The sequence below is a fragment of the Martelella sp. AD-3 genome, from assembly GCF_001578105.1.
Lineage (GTDB): Bacteria > Pseudomonadota > Alphaproteobacteria > Rhizobiales > Rhizobiaceae > Martelella.
Genome location: NZ_CP014275.1, coordinates 4219502 through 4237221, shown reverse-complemented (window position 1 = coordinate 4237221; position 17720 = coordinate 4219502). Strand labels below are relative to the sequence as shown.

Genomic DNA, 17720 nt, shown 5'->3' with positions numbered 1-17720 from the left:
GTCAGACCCCCCGGAAGGCTTCGAGCGGCAGTCGGAGGCCGATGATGAAGACCAGCCAGACGCCGAGGACGGCGCCGATGACGAGACCGGTGCGCCGCAGCGGCGAGAGCGCGCCTACGGCATAGCTTGCGATCAGCACGCAGACGCCCGCGCCCGGCAGAACGCCGAAACGCGGCGCGACCAGCGCGAAGCCGGCGACGGCGAGCGCAATCGGCACCACCGTGCGCCAGTCGATCTTCAGATGTTCGGCGCCGGCCTTCATGTCTCCTACAAGGGCGACGGCGGACAGGATGACGAGGATACCGCCGGCGATCAGCGGAAAGGCGCCGGGGCCCATGCGGCGCGGCGTGCCGAGATCGAGGGCGGTGACGGCGCCGATGACGAAGACGAGCGCGATTGCGCCGATCAGAAGCGTGCCCGCCTGCGCCGAAAGCTTTCTCAGCATTGTCCCGTCTCCGATTCCGGTTCGAATTCCGCGCCCTCATAGGTCTCGCGGACGATGATCTGGCCCTTGCGGATGCCTTCGGCGGCGGCCGCGACCCGGCCCGCAACGGCTTGCGGAACGTCCGCTCCCAGCGCAAGCGCGACATAGTCGTCTTCCGGAAGGCCCAGCAGGACCGGCTGTTGCGGCAGGCGTCCCGCCGCGACATCGGTAATGGCGCGCTCGACTCCGAGATCGATGCGCGCCAGCGCAGAGGCGACAAACACATCCGGCGCGAGCGCCGTCCAGTCGAGCGCATTGCCGATCTGTCGGCAGCCGGCTGCCCGGCAGGCATCGATCGCGCCCTGTCTCGCGCCGTTCAGCATGGTGAAGATGATATCCGCCCCGGCCCTGATCTCGGCATCGGCCCAGCGCCGGGTAATCGCATTGTCATCCTGCGAGCCGCAGAAGGCCGTCAGCACCGTGACGCTGGGATCGGTCTCCCTCACCCCTTGCACGAAGGCGGCGCGGCCCTTCATGCCCGGGCGAACGCGGTGGCCGGACAGATGGCCGACCGTTCCGGTCCTCGTCATCAGCGCCGCGAGGCAACCGGCGAGATAGGCCGAATGTTCCTGCGCGACATCATAACTTGCGAGGTTTTGCCCATGGGCGTGGCCCTGAACGATGGCGAAGGGTTTTTCGGGCCAGTCGAGCGCAAGCACTGGCATGACCCGGTCGCCCTGGCCGCCGATGAAGACCAGTCCGTCGAAATCCGGCATGATCCGGTCAAGGTTCTCGAGGATCTCGGCCGTATCATAGGCCAGCCCGTCGATGATGCTGAGCTGCGCGGTTCCGGCACGCGCTGCCTCTCGCGCGCCGGCAAGACCGCTGGCATTGAAGCCCGCATCCTCCGCCTCGCCGATGACGACGACGGCAATCTGCGGCAGAGCGGATTTTTCGGAAGCAAGCGGGCTGATGCGCATCATTCACTCGCCTGTTTGACGAGGGGCGCCCATTCTGCGACGCCGTCCGCGACATAATCGGTGAATTCATCGCTTGTCATCGTGCCGCCGACAATGCCCCAGGTCTCGAACTGGGCAATGACCTCATCGGCGGCCAGCGCGGTGGCGAGCGCGTCCTGAAGCGTCGCCACGATTTCCGGTTCGACGCCGGCGGGGGCGGAAATGCCGAGCCAGTTTTCGGCAACGATATCATAGCCGAGTTCGGTAAAGGTCGGGGTGTCGGGCAGGGTGTCGAGACGCTCGGGCGCGGAGACGGCGAGCGGGATGGCCGTTCCCTCGGCAACGGCCGGCAGGTTTTGCGGCACCGCGTCGAAGATCACCGGGATGACGCCGGCGCGGAAATCAAGCCGCATCGGGCCTGAGCCCTTGTAGGGGATGTGCGAGAGTTCGACGCCCGCCTCGCTCTCATACGCAACGGCGACGACATGGCCCCAGGAGCCGACGCCGGAAGAGCCGTAATCCAGCATGCCGGGTTCGGCCTTGGCCTTTTCGACGAAGGCCGCCATGTCCGGCGTTTCAAGCCCGGGCGAGACGAACATGCCAAGATGGACGGCGCCGATATAGCCGATATGGGTGAAATCGGCGACCGGATCATAGGGCGTGTCGGGGAAGCTCGTCGGCGCGACGTTGAACGGCGTCAGGTTGGACAGCATCAGCGTGTAACCGTCGCCTGCGGCATTCTTCATCTCGGTCGCGGCGACCGTGCCGGCAGCGCCCGGCTTGTTTTCAACGACGAATTGCTGGCCAAGCTCGGCGCCGAGCTGTTCGGAAAGCAGGCGGGCGACGAGATCGCTGGAGCCGCCGGGCGGGAAGGACACCAGGATACGAACGGGCCGCTCGGGATAGTCCGCTGCAAGGGCGGCGGGCGCGAGGGCTGCAAGGGCGGTGGCGGCAAGGATCAGTGATTTCAGCGGTCGGGCTGTCATGTCAGAACTCCGGTTTCAGCGGTCTTGGGTCGAGGCGGATGTATTGACGAAATTCAAGTTCCAGAAAAGGAAACTACAGTTTCAGAAGTCGCGCAAGCAAAAAATAGGCATGTATAAAAATTGGCTACTAAATAGGCATTCCGCTGACCGTTTAGGCGGCAAGGACGGTGAATAGCCTGCAAATCCAGCAGTCCTGACGCAGGCATGCGATAGCGCAGCTCTGAAATCCGAATTTCCGATTTCGTGGCTTGCCTTTCTCTGCGTGCCACCGTTAATGGGAAATCATGAAATCAGAGTTCCAGAGCGCCGGAGACGAGGCCCCCTTTCTGACCCGCGTGCAGCGCGTTCTGCCGCAGCTGAGCCCGGCCGAGCGCAGGCTGGGCGAGTTCCTGCTGGATTTTCCGGGCGAACTCGGCAGCTATGACGCTCAGGAACTGGCGCGGTTGTGCGATGTCTCCAAGGCCACCGTATCGCGTTTCATCCGCAAGCTCGGCTTTGCCAGCTACGACCAGGCGAAAAAGGCGGTGCGCGACGAGCGCCAGACCGGCTCGCGCGCGTTCTTCGCCCATGCCGAGCCGGAGGCCAATGCCGCGGCCCTTGCCCTCGACATGCGCGAGGAGAAGGACAATCTCGACTGGACCTTCGCCAATCTCAGTGCAAGCGAGCTGGAAGCGCTCGCCGCTGCCGTGGTGGATGCGCGCAAGGTCTGGATCACCGGCCAGCGCATCAGCCAGTCCTTCGCCCATTACCTCTATTGGCAACTGACCAAGATCGTTGGCGAGGTCGTGGTTTTCCCGCAGGGCGGCGAGACGCTGGGCGAACATGTGGCCCGGATCGAGGAGGGCGATCTGGTGATCGCGATCACGCTGCGGCGCCGCATCGCCGGCACGCGGCAATTGCTGGACACGATCGTGGAAAGCGGCGCGCGGCTGGCGCTGATCTCGGATGAAAACATGGCCCGCCATCCCGCCGCCCACTGGCATTTTCACTGCCGCATTCATTCCGACGGCCCGCAGTTCAACCATGCCGCCGTGCTGGCGCTTTGCCACCAGATCGTGGTGCGCGCGACGCTGAAGGCGGGGCGCACGGGCCGCGACCGGCTGCGCAAGGTCGATGCTGTCAATGAAAAGCTGATGCAGTACGAATAGGGGGCTCTTAGCCGGCCGAAACAGGACTGTCATTCATGAAGCGGGAATGAAACGGCAGGGCGGCCGCGCCGATCGCCAGCCCCCAGGGGCCGAGCCTGCTTTTCTCGATCGCGGTCTCGCTGTCCGCCCCGGAAATCCCGGACAGCCGCGAGACGATTTCCGCAAGCACCGCATCAGGCAAAAGCCCGGCGATGATGGCCGTCTTCACGCGCGCGAACTTCCCGAGCGAGGCGATCAGGGCGTGAAGCTCGTCCGCCACCGCGCCGATCCAGCTGTCGATATTGTCGCCGGATGCCTCCGGCGCGTCGCGCAGTGCCAGAAAGCGATCCATCATCGCCGCCTCGCTCTCGCCGGAAAAGGCCTGGTCATGGCCGGCATGAATGCGTCCGCCGAGCACGAGGCGCGGGACGATGTGCGGCGTGACCACGCAATAGAGATAGTCATTGAGATTGCGCGCCGCGCCGAACATGCATTCCGCGCTCGCCGCCGCCGTGACGTCGTCCTGGATGAAGACATCGAGCCCGCTTGCGCGGCTGAGTTCGGCCTCGAAGTCGAAATCGAGAATGGCCCTGGCCTCTTCGATCGTGGGCCCCATGTCGGAGGGCAACGAAAGCCCGATGCCGGCAAGCCGCGCGCGCCGGGCCTTCGGCGCTTCTGCCATGGCGGCCTCCACGGCTGCGCGGGCGGTCCTGCGCACATCGTCGAGGCGGGCTTCGTCGTAGAAGAAGGCCCTGCGGCTGATCGGATTGCCGACGAAATCGCTCATCACCACGTCCAGATTGCGGTGGCCGATATGGATGCCGATCGAGAACGCGCCTTCCGGATTGAGGCTGATCGGGGTTGTCGGCGGGCCGATGCGGCCGCGCACCGCCTCGCCCTTCAGGACGAGATTGTCCTTTTCCAGCGAACGCACGATAACGGAGATGGTCTGGGCGGAAAGCCCGCTCGCCTCGCCGAGCTGCATGCGCGACAGGCCCGGGTTCTGCAGAAGCAGCGACATGATCAGCCGCTCATTGTAGGAGCGCGCAAGAACCTGGTTCATGCCGGTGCTGCGCTCGGCAATGCGAACGGAAGGCGGCGGGGCAAATCTCATGTCTGGCATTTTTGGCAGTCTCCGCGCCCGGCTGCGTTGCGGGCGCATGGGTTGATCCGTCAGGTGGCTTCAGGAGGCGCGCGCGTGTTCCTCGCCCCAGCCGATTGCCTCTATCTCCTCGGCGATGGCCTTGCCAAGGGCTGCATGGGCGGCGGCGTCGAGGTGAAACCCGTCTTCATCGCTGGAACTGACCACCAGTCCGGCGTCGAAGAAATGCACTTCCTGCGCCTCGGCGATGCGCTCATACTCGGCTGCCAGCGCCCGGGATTTCTCCTGGGCGCCCATGAAGACGCCGGACCATTCCTTCAGTTCCATGGCCGTCGGCGGCGGGGCGACGATCATGATTTCCGGCACCTTGCCGCTGACGCCTGCCGGTAGCGCCTTGATGTCGGAGACCAGCGCGCCGACGCCCATGGCGATCTCGCCGGCGGTCTTGTTGAAGCGGATCTTCAGATCGTTGGTGCCGAGCATCACGATCACCAGATCAAGCGGCTTGTGGCTCATGATGCAAGGTTTCAGGTAAGTGCGGCCGTTCTTTTCCGCGCCCTCGATCGGGTCGTCGCTGACGGTGGTGCGGCCGGAAAGCCCCTCCTCGATCACCAGCCAGCGGTCGCCCAGAATGGCGCGCACAATGCCCGGCCAGCGCACGTCATGCGGATAACGGTCATCGGGGCGATTGGCCGTAGTCTGGCCGTAAGTGTTTGAATCCCCGTAACAAAGAACTGAACGCATTCTCCCTCCCTCTTCCCCGGCATCTATCGGCGCCATGCCGGCAGGGCGAACGAAAACCGGCCGGCGGTGAGCGTCAAGCTAGGTCGCGACGGCAGCGAGGTCAATAATAAATCAACATGAATAATTATTGACAGGATGGATTATTTGAGGATGATTGAAACGGATCGAGGCGATGAACCTGCATGGAGGATGCGTGGTTGCCACTCCGGTTTTCGCCGTATCCGAGGGAGGGAAATGATGAAATTCACCGATACACTGAAGGGCATCGGCGCGGCCGCCGTCATCGCGCTTGCCGCCGCTGCACCAGCAAAGGCGGCGGATGATGGTCCGCTGCTCGTCGTCAGCGGTCCCCTGTCCTGGCCGTTTTTCGCCGCCGTGAAGAAGGGCTTTGACGACGCGGCCGAAGCCTATGGGCTCGACTACCAGTACATTGCCGTCACCGACACGGCCAACATGACCAGCGACTATCCGCGGCTTCTGCAACAGGCGATCAGCCGCAATCCGAAAATGCTGCTCGTCGGCGAATTCTTCCCCGACGGCATGGATCCGCTGATCCGCGAAGCCACGGCAGACGGCATTCCGGTGCTGATCCACAATTCCGGGCAGACGCTCTGGGAAGACAACGGCTCGATCGGCTTTGTCGGCGAGGATCCTTACCAGATGGGCTACAAGGCCGGCCAGATTCAGGCCGATGCCGGCGTCAAGAAGGGACTTTGCTTCAATCAGGTGCCGGGCAATCCGACGGTGGAAGAACGCTGCAACGGCTATGTCGCGGCCATGGAAGAGGCCGGCGCCGAGACCATCTACCAGACCATCGGCACGGGCGATGCCACCAATCCGCAGGCCATGACCCAGGCGATCAAGGGCACGCTGCAGGCCAATCCCGACATTGACGGCATCTACACGCTGAACGCGGTACCGGCCATGAGCGCGCTGCGCGCGGTCGACGAGGTCGGCCGCAAGGGCGAGATCATGATCGGCACGGCCGACCTTTCCAACGAGGCGCTGATGGCGATCAAGAACGGCGACCTCGCCTTCGCCATGGACCAGCAGCCCTATCTGCAGGGCTATCTGTCGATGCTGATCGCCAACCAGTATCTGAACTACGGACTGCACCCGATCGGCCACGTGAAGACCGGACCGCTCGTCATTGACAGTGCCAATGTCGACAAGACGCTCGAGGTCAACAAGGCCCATGGCGGCGTGCGCGGCGCCTCGTAAGGCATGGCGCGAGGCCATCCAGATAGAATGCCTGCCGGGTCATGCCCGGCAGTCTCCGCCCGATAGGGCCGGGGTGCATGACATGCCGCAAAAAGACGCCAAGACTGGAGCAATGACGTGATCAAGTCCGTGATCCGACGGCCGGAGACAGGCGCGCTCGCCGCCTTCATCCTCACCTATCTGTTTTTCGCCGTCGCCACCTCCGGCGCCGGCTTCGTTTCGATCAACGGCACAGCCGGCTGGCTGAACCTCGCGGCCGAACTCGGCATTGTCGCCATTCCGGTCGGCCTGTTGATGATTTCCGGCGAGTTCGACCTGTCGATCGGCTCCACGGTCGGGGCCGCCTCGATGATCGTCGCGCTCGGCACCAATCAGCTCGGCCTGCCGATCTGGCCGATGATCGGGATCGCGCTTGTCGCCGGCATGGTGATCGGGCTTTGCAACGGGCTTGCCGTGGTCAAGACCAATCTGCCTTCCTTCATCGTCACGCTCGCCACCAATTTTATCGTCATCGGCGCGACAATGGGTTTCTCAAGGCTGATCGCCAATGTCACCTCCAGTTCCATCATTGCCTCCGACAGCGCGAAGTTCGTCTTCGCCGCCCGCTGGGGCCAGGCCAATATCGCAATTCTCTGGTGGGCGCTGGCAGCCCTTGCCGGCTACTGGCTGCTGTCGAAAACCGTGTTCGGCAACTGGATCTATGCCACCGGCGGCAATCTCAATGCCGCGCGCGGCGCGGGCGTTCCCGTCGAGCGCGTCAAGATCACGCTCTTCGTGGCGACGGGATTTGCCGCCGCCCTTGTCGGCATCCTGCAGGGCATCCAGTGGAATTCCGGCAATGCGACCTATGGCATGGGCTATGTGTTCCAGGCGCCGATCGTCGTCGTCATCGGCGGCATTCTTTTGACCGGCGGCTATGGGTCGGTGCTGGGCATCGTGCTCGGCACGGCGCTCTTTGGCGTGATTTCGACCGGCATCTTCTATACCGGCTGGAACACCGACTGGATCCAGCTTTTCCTTGGCGGCCTGCTCGCCATCGCCGTTCTTGCCAACAACTATATCCGCCGGCTCGCGCTGGCCTCACGCTGAGGGAGGGGTTGATGTCCCTGATGGAACTGCGCGACGTCGACAAGTATTTCGGCACCACCCATGCGTTGAAGAAGGTCTCGATGACGGTCGAGCCCGGCAAGATCCTCTGCCTTCTGGGCGATAATGGCGCGGGCAAGTCGACGCTGATCAAGGTGCTCTCGGGCTATCACCAGCCGTCCTCCGGGGCGCTGATCTTCGAGGGCCGCGAGACGCGGTTTTCCGGACCGCGCGAGGCGCGCAAGCGCGGCATTGCCACCGTGCACCAGGATGTCGGCTCGATCCCGCTGATGAGCGTTGGCCGCAATTTCTTTCTCGGCGCGGAACCCGTGACTGGCAACTGGCCGCTGCGCCGATTCGACAGCGCGCTGGCCAATCGTGTCGCGGTCGAGCAGATGCAGGCCTTCGGGCTGACGCGGGTGAAAAGCGGCGACCAGCTGGTCGGCACCATGTCGGGCGGCGAGCGACAGGTGCTGGCGATCGGCCGCGCCATGTATTTCGGCGCCAAGATGCTGATCCTCGACGAGCCGACCTCGGCGCTTGGCGTCAAGGAAGCCTCGATGGTGCTCAAGATGATGCGGATCGCGCGCGAGAACGGCGCCGGCATCGTCTTCATCACCCATAATGCCCGCCATGCCATGGCCGTCGGCGACGAGTTCTGCGTTCTGATCCAGGGCGAGGTTGCGGCCGATTTCAAACGCGGCGAGAAGACCCGCGAGGAAGTGCTGAACCTGATGGCCGGCGGCGATGACATGGCCGAGCTTGAGGACGATCTCGAACAGGTCGACTGACGGCAACGGTTGATCTGATCCCCGTGACCGTGCCGTCATCCCTTCCCGTCAGCCGTTCCTCCGCGACGAGGACGGTCGAGCAAACGCGGGCGTGACCGCGCTGACGAGCGCCAAACAGCTTGTTTTTCTGAGCACAAACTGTCGACAACTGGCCGTCGGCAACGTATGTTCGGGTCCTGCAGGGCTCTGGCAGGCTCAGGCCGGGCCTGCTGCACGGATGTTGGAGCGCGTCCAGGAAAAGTGGAGACCGGTTTTCCGTCCGGACGCGCGAAAAAACAAAAGGTTAGAGCGTGTTTGCGATTCAAGGAGTGCGGACATGCTCTATGGTCCACGCGCCTGCGTGTGGAGACCCGGAGAACAAGCGGCGATGGCGGCGACGGAAGAGACGGCAAAGGCGAGGACGCGCGGATCGGGAACCCAGACGGTCTATGAAACGCTGCGCCGAGAAATTCTGGCAATGGAACTGACGCCGGGCAGCCCACTGGACGAGGTCCGGCTGTCGGAACGGTTCGGCATGTCGCGCACGCCGGTGCGCGAGGCCTTGCTCAGGCTTGCCAGCGACGCGCTGGTGACCACGCTGCCCAATCGCAACACCATCGTATCGGCCATCAATTTCGCCGAGATGCCCCATTATTTCGAGGCGTTGACGCTGATGTACCGGATCACCGCCAGGGGGGCCGCCGCGCGCGGCCCGCATGCGCCGACAGTGATGGAGGACATCCGCGAGCGGCAGGATGCGTTCGTCGCCGCTGTGGAGGCTCGCGACGCCTTTGCCATGATCGAGGCCAATCGCGAGTTTCACGTCGCCATCGCCGAACTTGCGGGCAACGCCTACTACACCGGCTTCTTCTCCCGTCTGCTTGACGAGGGGCGCCGTGTCCTCAGGCTCTACTATTCCACCTTCGAAGACCGGCTTCCGCGCCAATACGTCAATGAACACGAGGATATCATTGCGGCGATCAAGGCCGGGGATGCCGAAAGGGCCGATCGGCTGGCGATCGCCCATGCCGGACAGATCGTGCGTCAGATACAGGACTATCTGGCGCGCGAGACCGATCAGGCCAGCGCCTTCCCGCTGGACTGAAAATGGCGCAGGGCCACGTCGACGAAAATCATCGCAGCCGAAACAACGACCCGGCGCTTCGAAACCGGAAGGCTTTGCCGACGGGGGAAAGGGGCAGTCGGACGGGCGCTGCAGGGCCGCTGCGACAGGCCTTCAGACGCTGCGGAACAAGGAGATCGCGATGAAGGACGAGAGTGGCGCAGACGCCGTTGTCATTGGCGGCGGCATCGTCGGATGCATGGCCGCACGTTATCTGGTTGAGGCCGGGCGAAGGGTCACCATCCTGGAACGCAGCGCGATTGCCGCGGGAAGCAGCGCGGGCAACGCCGGCATCCTCGCATTCCCCGAGATCGTGCCGATCCCCTCGCCGGGGATCACATGGAAAGCGCCGGGGTGGCTCCTCGATCCGCTGGGGCCGCTCACCATCCGCCCGGGCTATGCGGCACGGCTCGCGCCTTGGTTCTGGCATTTCTGGCGGGCGAGTTCCAAGAGAAACTTCGAACGCGGGCTCACGGTTCAGGCAGCGTTGATGCGATTGGCCGCCGCCGAGTTTGATGCAGTTCGCAAGGACGAGCGCCTGGCCGCGTTTGTCGTCAATACCGGCACGCTCGACCTCTACGACAGCGAAAAGAGCTTTCTGGCCGCAGCGCCCGACTGGGAAAGAAAGCGCGCGGCGGGTTTCGATTTCCATCGCGTCGGCCGGCGGGAGATCGAGACGCTTCAGCCCGGTCTCGCATCCCGGTTCGAGCATGCGATCTACAGCGATGACGGGCTGCAGGTTGCCGATCCGGCCGGCTTTACCCGCGCGCTCGCCGAAAGCCTGCTCGAAGATGGCGCCACGATTGCGATCGGAGAAGCTGTCGCCATAGAGCCGACCGGGGCGGGCGCATGCATCCGTCTTGCCGATGGCGGGACAATGGATGCCCGCACCGTCGTCGTCGCCTGCGGCGCGTGGTCGAAACAGCTGGCGAAAAGCCTCGGCGAGACGGTGCCGCTCGATACCGAGCGCGGCTACAACACCACCTTGCCGGCGACGGCCTTCCCGTTGCGCCGCCAGCTCTATTTCAACGACCATTCCTTCGTCGTCACGCCGCTCTCGTCCGGCATCCGCGTCGGCGGCGCCGTGGAGTTCGGCGGTCTCGACCTGCCCGCCAATTTCAAACGCGCCGACATGCTGCTGAGGCTTGCAAAGCGGTTTATGCCCGGGCTTGAGACCGAGGGCGGCGAGCGGTGGATGGGGTTTCGCCCCTCCATGCCAGACTGCCTGCCGGTGATCGACCGTTCGAAGGCCGCGCCGAACGTGCTTTATGCCTTCGGTCACGGCCACCTGGGCTTGACCCAATCAGCGGCGACGGGCCGCCTGATTGCGGAACTGGCCGCGCAGCAGAAACCGTCCGTGAACCTCGAACACCTGCGCTTCGATCGGTTTTCCGGCCGCTAGCGCGGTTCTTCGGGGGCAGTCACATCCCCGATCGGGCGATGCAGTTTTGGGGCCAAAAAGTTCATCCGACCTTCCTGTCGACAAACTGACGACAAATGTGGTAGGCGGTTTTGACGAATGCAAGCGCCCGGTCCGCGATCGGGCAAGATGGAGAGACCGCTGCCATGACCGCCGAAAACCGTCCCGCACCAATCAGCCAAGACGAACGAAAGGGCCGGATTACGCGACTGCGCGCGGCGATGCAGGACGCCGGCGCCGATGTCCTGCTGCTGGGCTCGACCACCAGCCTTGCCTATTTCACCGGGCTTGTCTGGCATCCGAGCGAACGTCTGGTCGGCGCGCTAATCACCGCCGATCGCCTGATCTATATCGCTCCGGCTTTCGAGGTTTCGAAGATCGAGACGCTTGAGCGGATCGACGGCGATATCGCCGCGTGGGAAGAGCACGAAGACCCGGCGGCGCTCGTTGCAAAGCTCGCGGGTCAGGGCCGGACGCTGGCGCTGGACGATGCGTTGCCGTTTTCTGCCTATTCGGCGCTCACCCGGCAGTTCGCGCCCGAACGGCTGACAGACGGCGGGCCGATGATTTCCGCATTGCGCGCGGTGAAATCGCCGGCCGAGATCGCGCTGATGCAATATGCGATGGATGCGACGCTCGCAGTGCACAAGCGCGTCCACGCACTGATCGAGCCGGGCATCCGCGCCTCCGAGGTCGTGCGCTTCATCGACGAGACCCACCGCGCGCTGTGCGGTTCCGGCAGCACCTTTGCGATCTGCTCCTTCGGCGCGGCAACCGCGCTGCCGCATGGCGTCGATCAAGACCAGACCTATGCCGAGGGCGATATCATCCTGGTCGACACCGGCACCATTGTCGGCGGCTACCAGTCGGACATGACGCGCACCTATGTGAAGGCCGAGCCGTCGGCCGAGTTCGCCCGGATATGGGGCATCGAACGCGAGGCGCAGCAGGCCGTTTTCGATGCCGCGAGGCCGGGCGTCCCGGCGGAAGTTCTCGACGAGGCGGCGCGGCGCGTGATCGCCGCCCATGGTCTCGGCCCCGACTATCGCCTGCCCGGCCTGCCGCACCGGGCAGGGCACGGGCTCGGCATGGATATCCACGAAGCGCCGTTCATCGTGCGCGGCAACGCCACGCCGCTTGAACCGGGTATGTGCTTTTCCAACGAACCGATGATCGTCGTGCCGAAGGCCTTCGGCGTGCGGCTCGAGGACATTATCCACATGGGCGAGAGCGGCCCGGTCTGGTTCACGAAGCCAGGCAAAAGCCCGACAGAGCCCTTTGCCTGAGGCCTGTGCGCATTCCCCCGCATACGCGCAGACGCGAATTAACAACAACAGGCAAACCATTTTGAGGATGCGCCAATGAAGATCACCGGTGAATTGCTGATCGGCAACCAGACCCGCATGGGCGAAAACGGCACGCTGACGGCTGTGGAAGCGGCCACCGGAAAGGCGCTTTCCGGCGCGTTCGGCGGCGCCAGCGCCGCCGACCTCGACCAAGCGGCACGGCTCGCGTGGCAGGCCTTCACCATCTATCGTGAAACGGCGCTGGAGGAGCGGGCCGCATTTCTGGAAAAGGCGGCCGAGAACATCCTGGAGATCGGCGATCTTCTGATCGAGCGCGCCATGGCCGAAAGCGGCCTGCCTCGTGCGCGGCTTGAAGGCGAGCGCATGCGCACAGTCAACCAGTTGCGTCTCTTCGCCGGCGTTGTGCGCGAAGGCGCGTTTCAGGATCTGCGTTTCGACCCCGCCGATGCGGCGCGCACGCCGCCCAAGCCCGATCTCAGACTGCGCAAGCTCGGCCTCGGCCCGGTTGCCGTCTTCGGGGCATCGAATTTTCCGCTCGCCTTTTCGGTCGCCGGCGGCGACACCGCCTCGGCGCTCGCCGCCGGCTGCCCGGTCGTGGTCAAGGCCCATCCGGCCCATCCCGGCACCTCGGAACTGGTCGCCCGCGCCTTGCAGCAGGCGGTGATCGATAGCGGCATGCCGGAGGGCACGGTCTCGATGCTGCACGATACCGGCTATGAGGTCGGAGCCGCGCTGGTCGTCCATCCGCTGATCCGCGCCGTCGGCTTCACCGGCTCGCGCCGGGGCGGACTGGCGCTGGTCGACATCGCCGCAAAACGTAAAATGCCGATCCCGGTTTATGCAGAGATGAGCGCCATCAACCCGGTCCTGCTGTTTCCCGAAGCGCTGAAGGCGCGCGGCGGCAAGATCGGTGCGGGTTTTGCCGCATCGCTGACGCTCGGCGCCGGCCAGTTCTGCACCAATCCCGGGCTGATCCTCGCCGTCGAAGGCGAGGGACTTGAGGCCTTCAAGGCAAGCGCCGTCGAGGCGCTGAAGGCAATACCGGCGCAGACGATGCTGACTTCCGGCATCTGCAAGGCCTACCGCGAAGGTGTGGCAAAACTGGTTGGCCACAGCGATGTGACGCAGTTGGCTGAAGGGCAGGAAGGCGACGAGTTTCACGGCCAGGCAGCCCTTTTTGAAACGACCGCCGCGTCCTTCCTTGCCGACAAGAGCCTGCATGACGAAGTCTTCGGCGGGGCGGGTCTGATCGTCAGATGCCGCGATCTGGCGGAACTCGAAATCGTGGTCGACGGCATCGAAGGCCAGTTGACGGTGGCGCTGCACATCGCCGAAGCCGACTATCCGGCGGCGAAGAAGCTGATGCCGAAGCTGGAAATGCTGGCCGGTCGCCTGCTCGTCAACGGGTTTGGCACCGGCGTCGAGGTCTCTCCGGCCATGGTCCATGGCGGGCCGTACCCGGCGACCTCGGACGCGCGCTCGACCTCGGTCGGCACGCTCGCGATCGACCGCTTCCTGCGCCCGGTTTCCTATCAGGATATGCCGGCGGACCTGCTTCCGGCGGCCCTGCGCAACCGAGACTGATCGGGAAAACCAGGCCATGCTTCCGCGCGTCGAAGGGCCAAGGTTGGTCTTTTCATAGCAAAACGGCTCGTCCAGAATATGGACGAACCGTTTCGGTAGCGGGTAGGGCGCGCGAACCGGTCCGGTCAGGCGTCGTAGCCGTAGATTTCCTTGGCGCGTTCGGGCGTGAGATACTCGTTCTTCAGGTCGCGCTCGATATCGGCGCGGCTGCGCAATTTCGGGTCGCCATAGCCGCCGCCATTGCCGGTGACGACGCGGATGATGTCACCCTCGTTGACCGTGAGATTGGTGGTGAAGGCGTGGCGGTCGCGGCTGCCGTCGCGGCGCATCACCTCGACATAGTTGACCGAACCGTCCAGTCCGCCCGATGCGCCCCAGGGCGGCATGCGCGAGCGGGTGTAGCCGACCGAGAGGAAGTTGTCGTCGGCGCGAACGCGGTAATGCACCTCGATGCCCTTGCCGCCGCGCCACTGGCCTTCGCCGCCGGGTTCGGAATTCAGCGCCACCTGCTCGATCCCCAGCCCGTAGCGGGCCTCGGCGACTTCGGCCGGGCAATTGAAGGTCTCGCCGTGGAAGCCGGAGAACTGGCCCGACACGCCGTCGGAGCCTTCCCACGCGCCCCAGCCGCCGACCTGCGGCTCGACGATGGTGTAGTGGCGGCCGGTATCGGGATGCGGACCGCCGATATTGGTGCCGCAGATCGAGGCGAAATTGCCGGCCGGCACGGAGCCCGGGAAATGTTCGGCCATGGCCCGCAGCAGCATGTCGAACAGCCGGATTTCGACCTCGGCATAATAGCCGAGCGCGCCGGGCGCCTCGACATGATAGATCGTGCCCGGCTTCGTCACCACGCGTAGTGGTCGGAAGAAACCGCCATTGCCGGGCGCGTCGGCATCGGTGAAATCCTTGAAGGCGAGCTGCACGGCGATCTCCGTGCCCTCGCGCGAGCAGTTGAGCGAGCCGGACTGGGCCGGGTTGTCGGTCAGGTCGACGATGAATTCGTCGGCGGTCACCGTCAGCGTGACCTTGTGGACCACGCCGCTGTCCTGCTCCTCGGCAAAGCTGTAGCTGCCTTCGGGGATGTTCGCGAGCGCCGCCCGGGCGCGGCGTTCGCCAAGGTCCATATAGTCGGTGACGGCGGCCGCAAACGTGTCCGCGCCGTATTTCGCGACCAGTTCCAGCACCCGGCGCTCGCCGATGCGCAGACCCGCGATCGCGGCCCACAGATCGCCGTTCAGGTAATCCGGCAGACGGGAGTTGACCTTGAGAATATCGAAGACCGCATGGTTTTCGACGCCCGCGGTGAACAGTTTCACCGCCGGAATGCGGATGCCTTCCTGGAAGATTTCCGTGGCCTCGGCCGACATCGAACCGGGCACATTGCCGCCGACATCGTTCCAGTGGGCGATATTGGCGACCCAGGCAACCATGACGCCCTCGTGGAAGACAGGCGCTGCCAGCACCATGTCGTTGAGATGGGTGACGCCGCCGAAATAGGGGTCGTTTGAGGCGAAGACATCGCCTTCGCGAATATCCTCGAGCGGGAATTTGGCGAGAATGCCGGCAATCGCCTTGTCCAGCACGCCGATGAAGGCCGGAATGCCAGCGCCGGACGCGGCGATCTCGCCTTGAGGGTTGAGGATCGAGGTCGAGAGGTCGAGCACCTCGTAGATGATCGCGCTCATCGAGGTCTTCACCTGGGCGTAGAACATCTCATCGGCGATCGCTTCCAGCGCGTTCTGGATGATGTCGAAGGTGACGGGATCAAAGGTCTTGTCGGTCATGGATCAGCCCCTCGTCTCGATATGCGTGTTGCCGAAATCGTCGATGAAGACGCGGTTGCCGGGATGGACAACGATGGTCGTGCCCGGATCCTCGATCACCGCCGGTCCGGTAAAACGCATGCCGGGCTCGAATTTCGTGCTGTCATAGATGGTGGCCTCGTGCCGGCCCTCGGTGGCGTAGTCGACCATGCGCCTGCCCTTCACCGCGTCTTCCAGTTTCGCGCCGGTCTTCGGCAGCGCCACCAGTTCGAGCTTGCCGACCTCGGCGGCGGCGACCAGATGCAGGCCGATGATCTCGACGCCGGCGGCAAGCCGATAGGTATATTCGCGCTCATAGATCTCGTGGAACTCCGAGACCATCTTCGTCAGGGTTTCATCGGTCACGGGCCCGGCGGGCACCGGCACTTCGACGGCGAATTCCTGGTTCTGGTAGCGGCAGCGCACCAGCGGCTTCAGCGAGACCTTGTCGGGGCCGAAACCCTCGAGGGCATATTCGGCGCGGGCGCGCTCCATGGTGTGGGCGAGCAGGTCATCGAGACCCGCGCGGTCCGTGCTGTCCATCAGGCGGGTGACGAAATAGTCGCGACGCAGATCCGACATCATCATGCCCCAGGCGGAGAACACCGGCGCGCCGCGCGGCACGACAACCTTTTTCACACCCAGTTCCTGGCCAAGCGCCACGCCATGCATCGGCCCGCCGCCGCCGAACACCACCAGGGTGAAGTCGCGCGGGTCATAACCGCGATTGACGGAGACCAGTTTCAGCGCGTTGACCATGTTGGAATTGGCGATGCGGATGATGCCGCGCGCGACGTCTTCCGGCGCATTGCCCATGCGTTCGGCCAGTTTTCCGAGCGCGTTTTCCAGCGCCGGAATATCCGCCTCGACCGAGCCGCCGCAGAAATAATCCTTGTTGATCCGCCCGAGCGCGAGATTGGCGTCGGTTGTCGTCGCGTCCTCGCCGCCGCGCCCATAGGCGGCGGGGCCGGGCGTGGAGCCGGCCGAATGCGGGCCGACATGCAGCTTGCCGAAATCGTCGACCCATGCGATCGACCCGCCGCCATTGCCGATCTCGACCAGATCGACCACCGGCACCATGATCGGATAGCCGGCGGATTTGCCGTCGCGCTCGATCCAGTAGTCGGTCTTGATCGTGACCTGGTTGTTTTCGATCAGCGAGCACTTGGCGGTGGTGCCGCCGATGTCGAGCGCCAGGATGTTCGGTTCGCCGATGATCCGGCCAAGCTCGGCCGCGCCCCAGAAACCGGAGGCCGGGCCGCTTTCGACCATGGTGATCGGCACGGCCTTGATCGCGTCGAGGGAATCGACGCCGCAATTCGACTGCATGATGAAAAGCTGGCCGGCATAGCCCTTGCCGGTCAAACCGGCCTCCAGCTTCTCCAGATAACGCTGGGCCTTCGGCTGGACATATGCCGAGAGGATGGCGGTGTTGGTGCGCTCATATTCGCGCCATTCGCGGGTGATCTGGTGCGAGGCGACCACCGTCACCTCGGGCCAGCGCGCCTCGACCTCGGCCTTCAGGCGGGCTTCGTGGTCCGGGTTGGCATAGGCGTGCAGCAGGCTGATGGCGATGGCTTCTATGCCCTCGGCGCGGAACAGCGCCAGCGTCTCGTCGAGCGAGGCGAGGTCCAGCGGCGTGACCTCGTTGCCGTGATAATCCATCCGCTCGACGATCTCGCGGCGGAGGTAACGCTCCACGAAGGGGGCCGGCTTCCTGTATCTGAGATTGAAGAAATCCGGCCGGTTGCCGCGACCGATCTCGATGGAATCGCGGAAGCCCTTTGTGGTGATCAACCCGACCTTGGCGCCCTTGCGTTCCGTCAGCGCGTTGATGACGACGGTGGTGCCGTGGGCGAAGAAATCGACCGAGCCGACATCGACCTTCGCCTTTTCCAGAACGTTGAGAACGCCCTTTTCGAAATCCGGCGGCGTGGTGTCGGATTTTTCCGTGCGCACGGTCTGGACGCCGGTTTCAAGGTCGGTCTCGAAATAGACGAGGTCGGTGAAGGTGCCGCCGACATCGGTCGAGACGCGCGTGATTTTCTCAGTCATGGGAAGTCTC

At 64.3% G+C, this 17720-nt stretch carries 15 protein-coding genes; 8 read left to right on the top strand and 7 right to left on the bottom strand.

Annotated elements, in window-relative coordinates; translation table 11 throughout:
• Position 1 precedes the first annotated feature (1 nt).
• Genes AZF01_RS19550 through AZF01_RS19540 form a run of 3 tightly spaced genes read right to left on the bottom strand, consistent with a single transcriptional unit; the run spans position 2 to position 2369 of the window.
• Positions 2–445 carry a tripartite tricarboxylate transporter TctB family protein gene (locus AZF01_RS19550; protein WP_024709101.1) on the bottom strand — a complete coding sequence of 148 codons (444 nt, stop codon included), beginning with the start codon at positions 443–445 and terminating at the stop codon, positions 2–4.
• On the bottom strand, positions 439–1407 hold the full coding sequence (locus AZF01_RS19545) for a BMP family protein (protein ID WP_061449826.1): 969 nt from the start codon (positions 1405–1407) through the stop codon (positions 439–441). Before AZF01_RS19545 ends, AZF01_RS19550 begins: the two co-directional genes overlap by 7 nt.
• Positions 1404–2369 (bottom strand): tripartite tricarboxylate transporter substrate binding protein, encoded by a 966-nt coding sequence (locus tag AZF01_RS19540; RefSeq protein WP_024707395.1) that lies wholly within the window; start codon positions 2367–2369, stop codon positions 1404–1406. The genes AZF01_RS19545 and AZF01_RS19540 overlap by 4 nt, the downstream gene beginning before the upstream one ends.
• 284 nt (positions 2370–2653) lie before the next feature.
• Between AZF01_RS19540 and AZF01_RS19535 the strand changes: the two genes are divergently transcribed.
• Positions 2654–3517 carry a MurR/RpiR family transcriptional regulator gene (locus AZF01_RS19535; RefSeq protein ID WP_024707394.1) on the top strand — a complete coding sequence of 288 codons (864 nt, stop codon included), beginning with the start codon at positions 2654–2656 and terminating at the stop codon, positions 3515–3517.
• A 7-nt stretch (positions 3518–3524) separates the two neighbouring features.
• Here the strand turns inward: AZF01_RS19535 and AZF01_RS19530 are convergent, their stop codons facing one another.
• Together AZF01_RS19530 and AZF01_RS19525 are read right to left on the bottom strand one after the other, a co-directional pair.
• Positions 3525–4619: an ROK family transcriptional regulator gene (locus tag AZF01_RS19530; protein ID WP_161633014.1), complete on the bottom strand. Its 1095-nt coding sequence runs from the start codon at positions 4617–4619 to the stop codon at positions 3525–3527.
• A 60-nt stretch (positions 4620–4679) separates the two neighbouring features.
• A complete protein-coding gene (locus tag AZF01_RS19525) occupies positions 4680–5342 on the bottom strand; it encodes an SGNH/GDSL hydrolase family protein (RefSeq protein WP_024707392.1) in 663 nt (220 codons plus the stop codon).
• Positions 5343–5579: 237 nt separating this feature from the next.
• On the opposite strand from AZF01_RS19525, the gene AZF01_RS19520 reads away from it, so the two are divergent.
• The 7 genes from AZF01_RS19520 (at position 5580) to AZF01_RS19490 (ending at position 13853) form a co-directional block, all read left to right on the top strand.
• On the top strand, positions 5580–6563 hold the full coding sequence (locus tag AZF01_RS19520; RefSeq protein ID WP_161633013.1) for a sugar ABC transporter substrate-binding protein: 984 nt from the start codon (positions 5580–5582) through the stop codon (positions 6561–6563).
• A 117-nt stretch (positions 6564–6680) separates the two neighbouring features.
• Positions 6681–7652 (top strand): ABC transporter permease, encoded by a 972-nt coding sequence (locus AZF01_RS19515; RefSeq protein WP_024707390.1) that lies wholly within the window; start codon positions 6681–6683, stop codon positions 7650–7652.
• A gap of 11 nt (positions 7653–7663) precedes the next feature.
• Positions 7664–8440 (top strand): ATP-binding cassette domain-containing protein, encoded by a 777-nt coding sequence (locus tag AZF01_RS19510; protein ID WP_024707389.1) that lies wholly within the window; start codon positions 7664–7666, stop codon positions 8438–8440.
• Positions 8441–8807: 367 nt separating this feature from the next.
• Entirely contained in the window at positions 8808–9524 is a 717-nt protein-coding gene (locus tag AZF01_RS19505) for a GntR family transcriptional regulator (RefSeq protein ID WP_024707388.1), read from the top strand.
• A 160-nt stretch (positions 9525–9684) separates the two neighbouring features.
• Positions 9685–10944 carry an FAD-binding oxidoreductase gene (locus AZF01_RS19500; protein WP_024707387.1) on the top strand — a complete coding sequence of 420 codons (1260 nt, stop codon included), beginning with the start codon at positions 9685–9687 and terminating at the stop codon, positions 10942–10944.
• 164 nt (positions 10945–11108) lie between these two features.
• Entirely contained in the window at positions 11109–12248 is a 1140-nt protein-coding gene (locus AZF01_RS19495; protein ID WP_024707386.1) for a Xaa-Pro peptidase family protein, read from the top strand.
• 75 nt (positions 12249–12323) lie between these two features.
• Positions 12324–13853: an aldehyde dehydrogenase (NADP(+)) gene (locus tag AZF01_RS19490; protein ID WP_024707385.1), complete on the top strand. Its 1530-nt coding sequence runs from the start codon at positions 12324–12326 to the stop codon at positions 13851–13853.
• 125 nt (positions 13854–13978) lie between these two features.
• Here AZF01_RS19490 and AZF01_RS19485 read toward each other — a convergent pair whose 3' ends face one another.
• Positions 13979–15637, bottom strand: coding sequence for a hydantoinase B/oxoprolinase family protein (locus AZF01_RS19485; protein ID WP_061449825.1), 1659 nt, complete (start codon positions 15635–15637; stop codon positions 13979–13981).
• A 3-nt stretch (positions 15638–15640) separates the two neighbouring features.
• Positions 15641–17710, bottom strand: coding sequence for a hydantoinase/oxoprolinase family protein (locus AZF01_RS19480; RefSeq protein WP_024709142.1), 2070 nt, complete (start codon positions 17708–17710; stop codon positions 15641–15643).
• Positions 17711–17720 lie beyond the last annotated feature (10 nt).

Excerpts from the sequence above, each read along its gene's own strand:
- AZF01_RS19530 (WP_161633014.1), bottom strand. The coding sequence starts at position 4,619 with ATGCCAGACATGAGATTTGCCCCGCCGCCTTCCGTTCGCATTGCCGAG.
- AZF01_RS19525 (WP_024707392.1), bottom strand. The coding sequence starts at position 5,342 with ATGCGTTCAGTTCTTTGTTACGGGGATTCAAACACTTACGGCCAGACT.
- AZF01_RS19540 (WP_024707395.1), bottom strand. The coding sequence starts at position 2,369 with ATGACAGCCCGACCGCTGAAATCACTGATCCTTGCCGCCACCGCCCTT.
- AZF01_RS19505 (WP_024707388.1), top strand. The coding sequence starts at position 8,808 with ATGGCGGCGACGGAAGAGACGGCAAAGGCGAGGACGCGCGGATCGGGA.
- AZF01_RS19520 (WP_161633013.1), top strand. The coding sequence starts at position 5,580 with ATGAAATTCACCGATACACTGAAGGGCATCGGCGCGGCCGCCGTCATC.
- AZF01_RS19500 (WP_024707387.1), top strand. The coding sequence starts at position 9,685 with ATGAAGGACGAGAGTGGCGCAGACGCCGTTGTCATTGGCGGCGGCATC.
- AZF01_RS19495 (WP_024707386.1), top strand. The coding sequence starts at position 11,109 with ATGACCGCCGAAAACCGTCCCGCACCAATCAGCCAAGACGAACGAAAG.
- AZF01_RS19490 (WP_024707385.1), top strand. The coding sequence starts at position 12,324 with ATGAAGATCACCGGTGAATTGCTGATCGGCAACCAGACCCGCATGGGC.
- AZF01_RS19535 (WP_024707394.1), top strand. The coding sequence starts at position 2,654 with ATGAAATCAGAGTTCCAGAGCGCCGGAGACGAGGCCCCCTTTCTGACC.
- AZF01_RS19545 (WP_061449826.1), bottom strand. The coding sequence starts at position 1,407 with ATGATGCGCATCAGCCCGCTTGCTTCCGAAAAATCCGCTCTGCCGCAG.
- AZF01_RS19485 (WP_061449825.1), bottom strand. The coding sequence starts at position 15,637 with ATGACCGACAAGACCTTTGATCCCGTCACCTTCGACATCATCCAGAAC.
- AZF01_RS19550 (WP_024709101.1), bottom strand. The coding sequence starts at position 445 with ATGCTGAGAAAGCTTTCGGCGCAGGCGGGCACGCTTCTGATCGGCGCA.
- AZF01_RS19480 (WP_024709142.1), bottom strand. The coding sequence starts at position 17,710 with ATGACTGAGAAAATCACGCGCGTCTCGACCGATGTCGGCGGCACCTTC.
- AZF01_RS19510 (WP_024707389.1), top strand. The coding sequence starts at position 7,664 with ATGTCCCTGATGGAACTGCGCGACGTCGACAAGTATTTCGGCACCACC.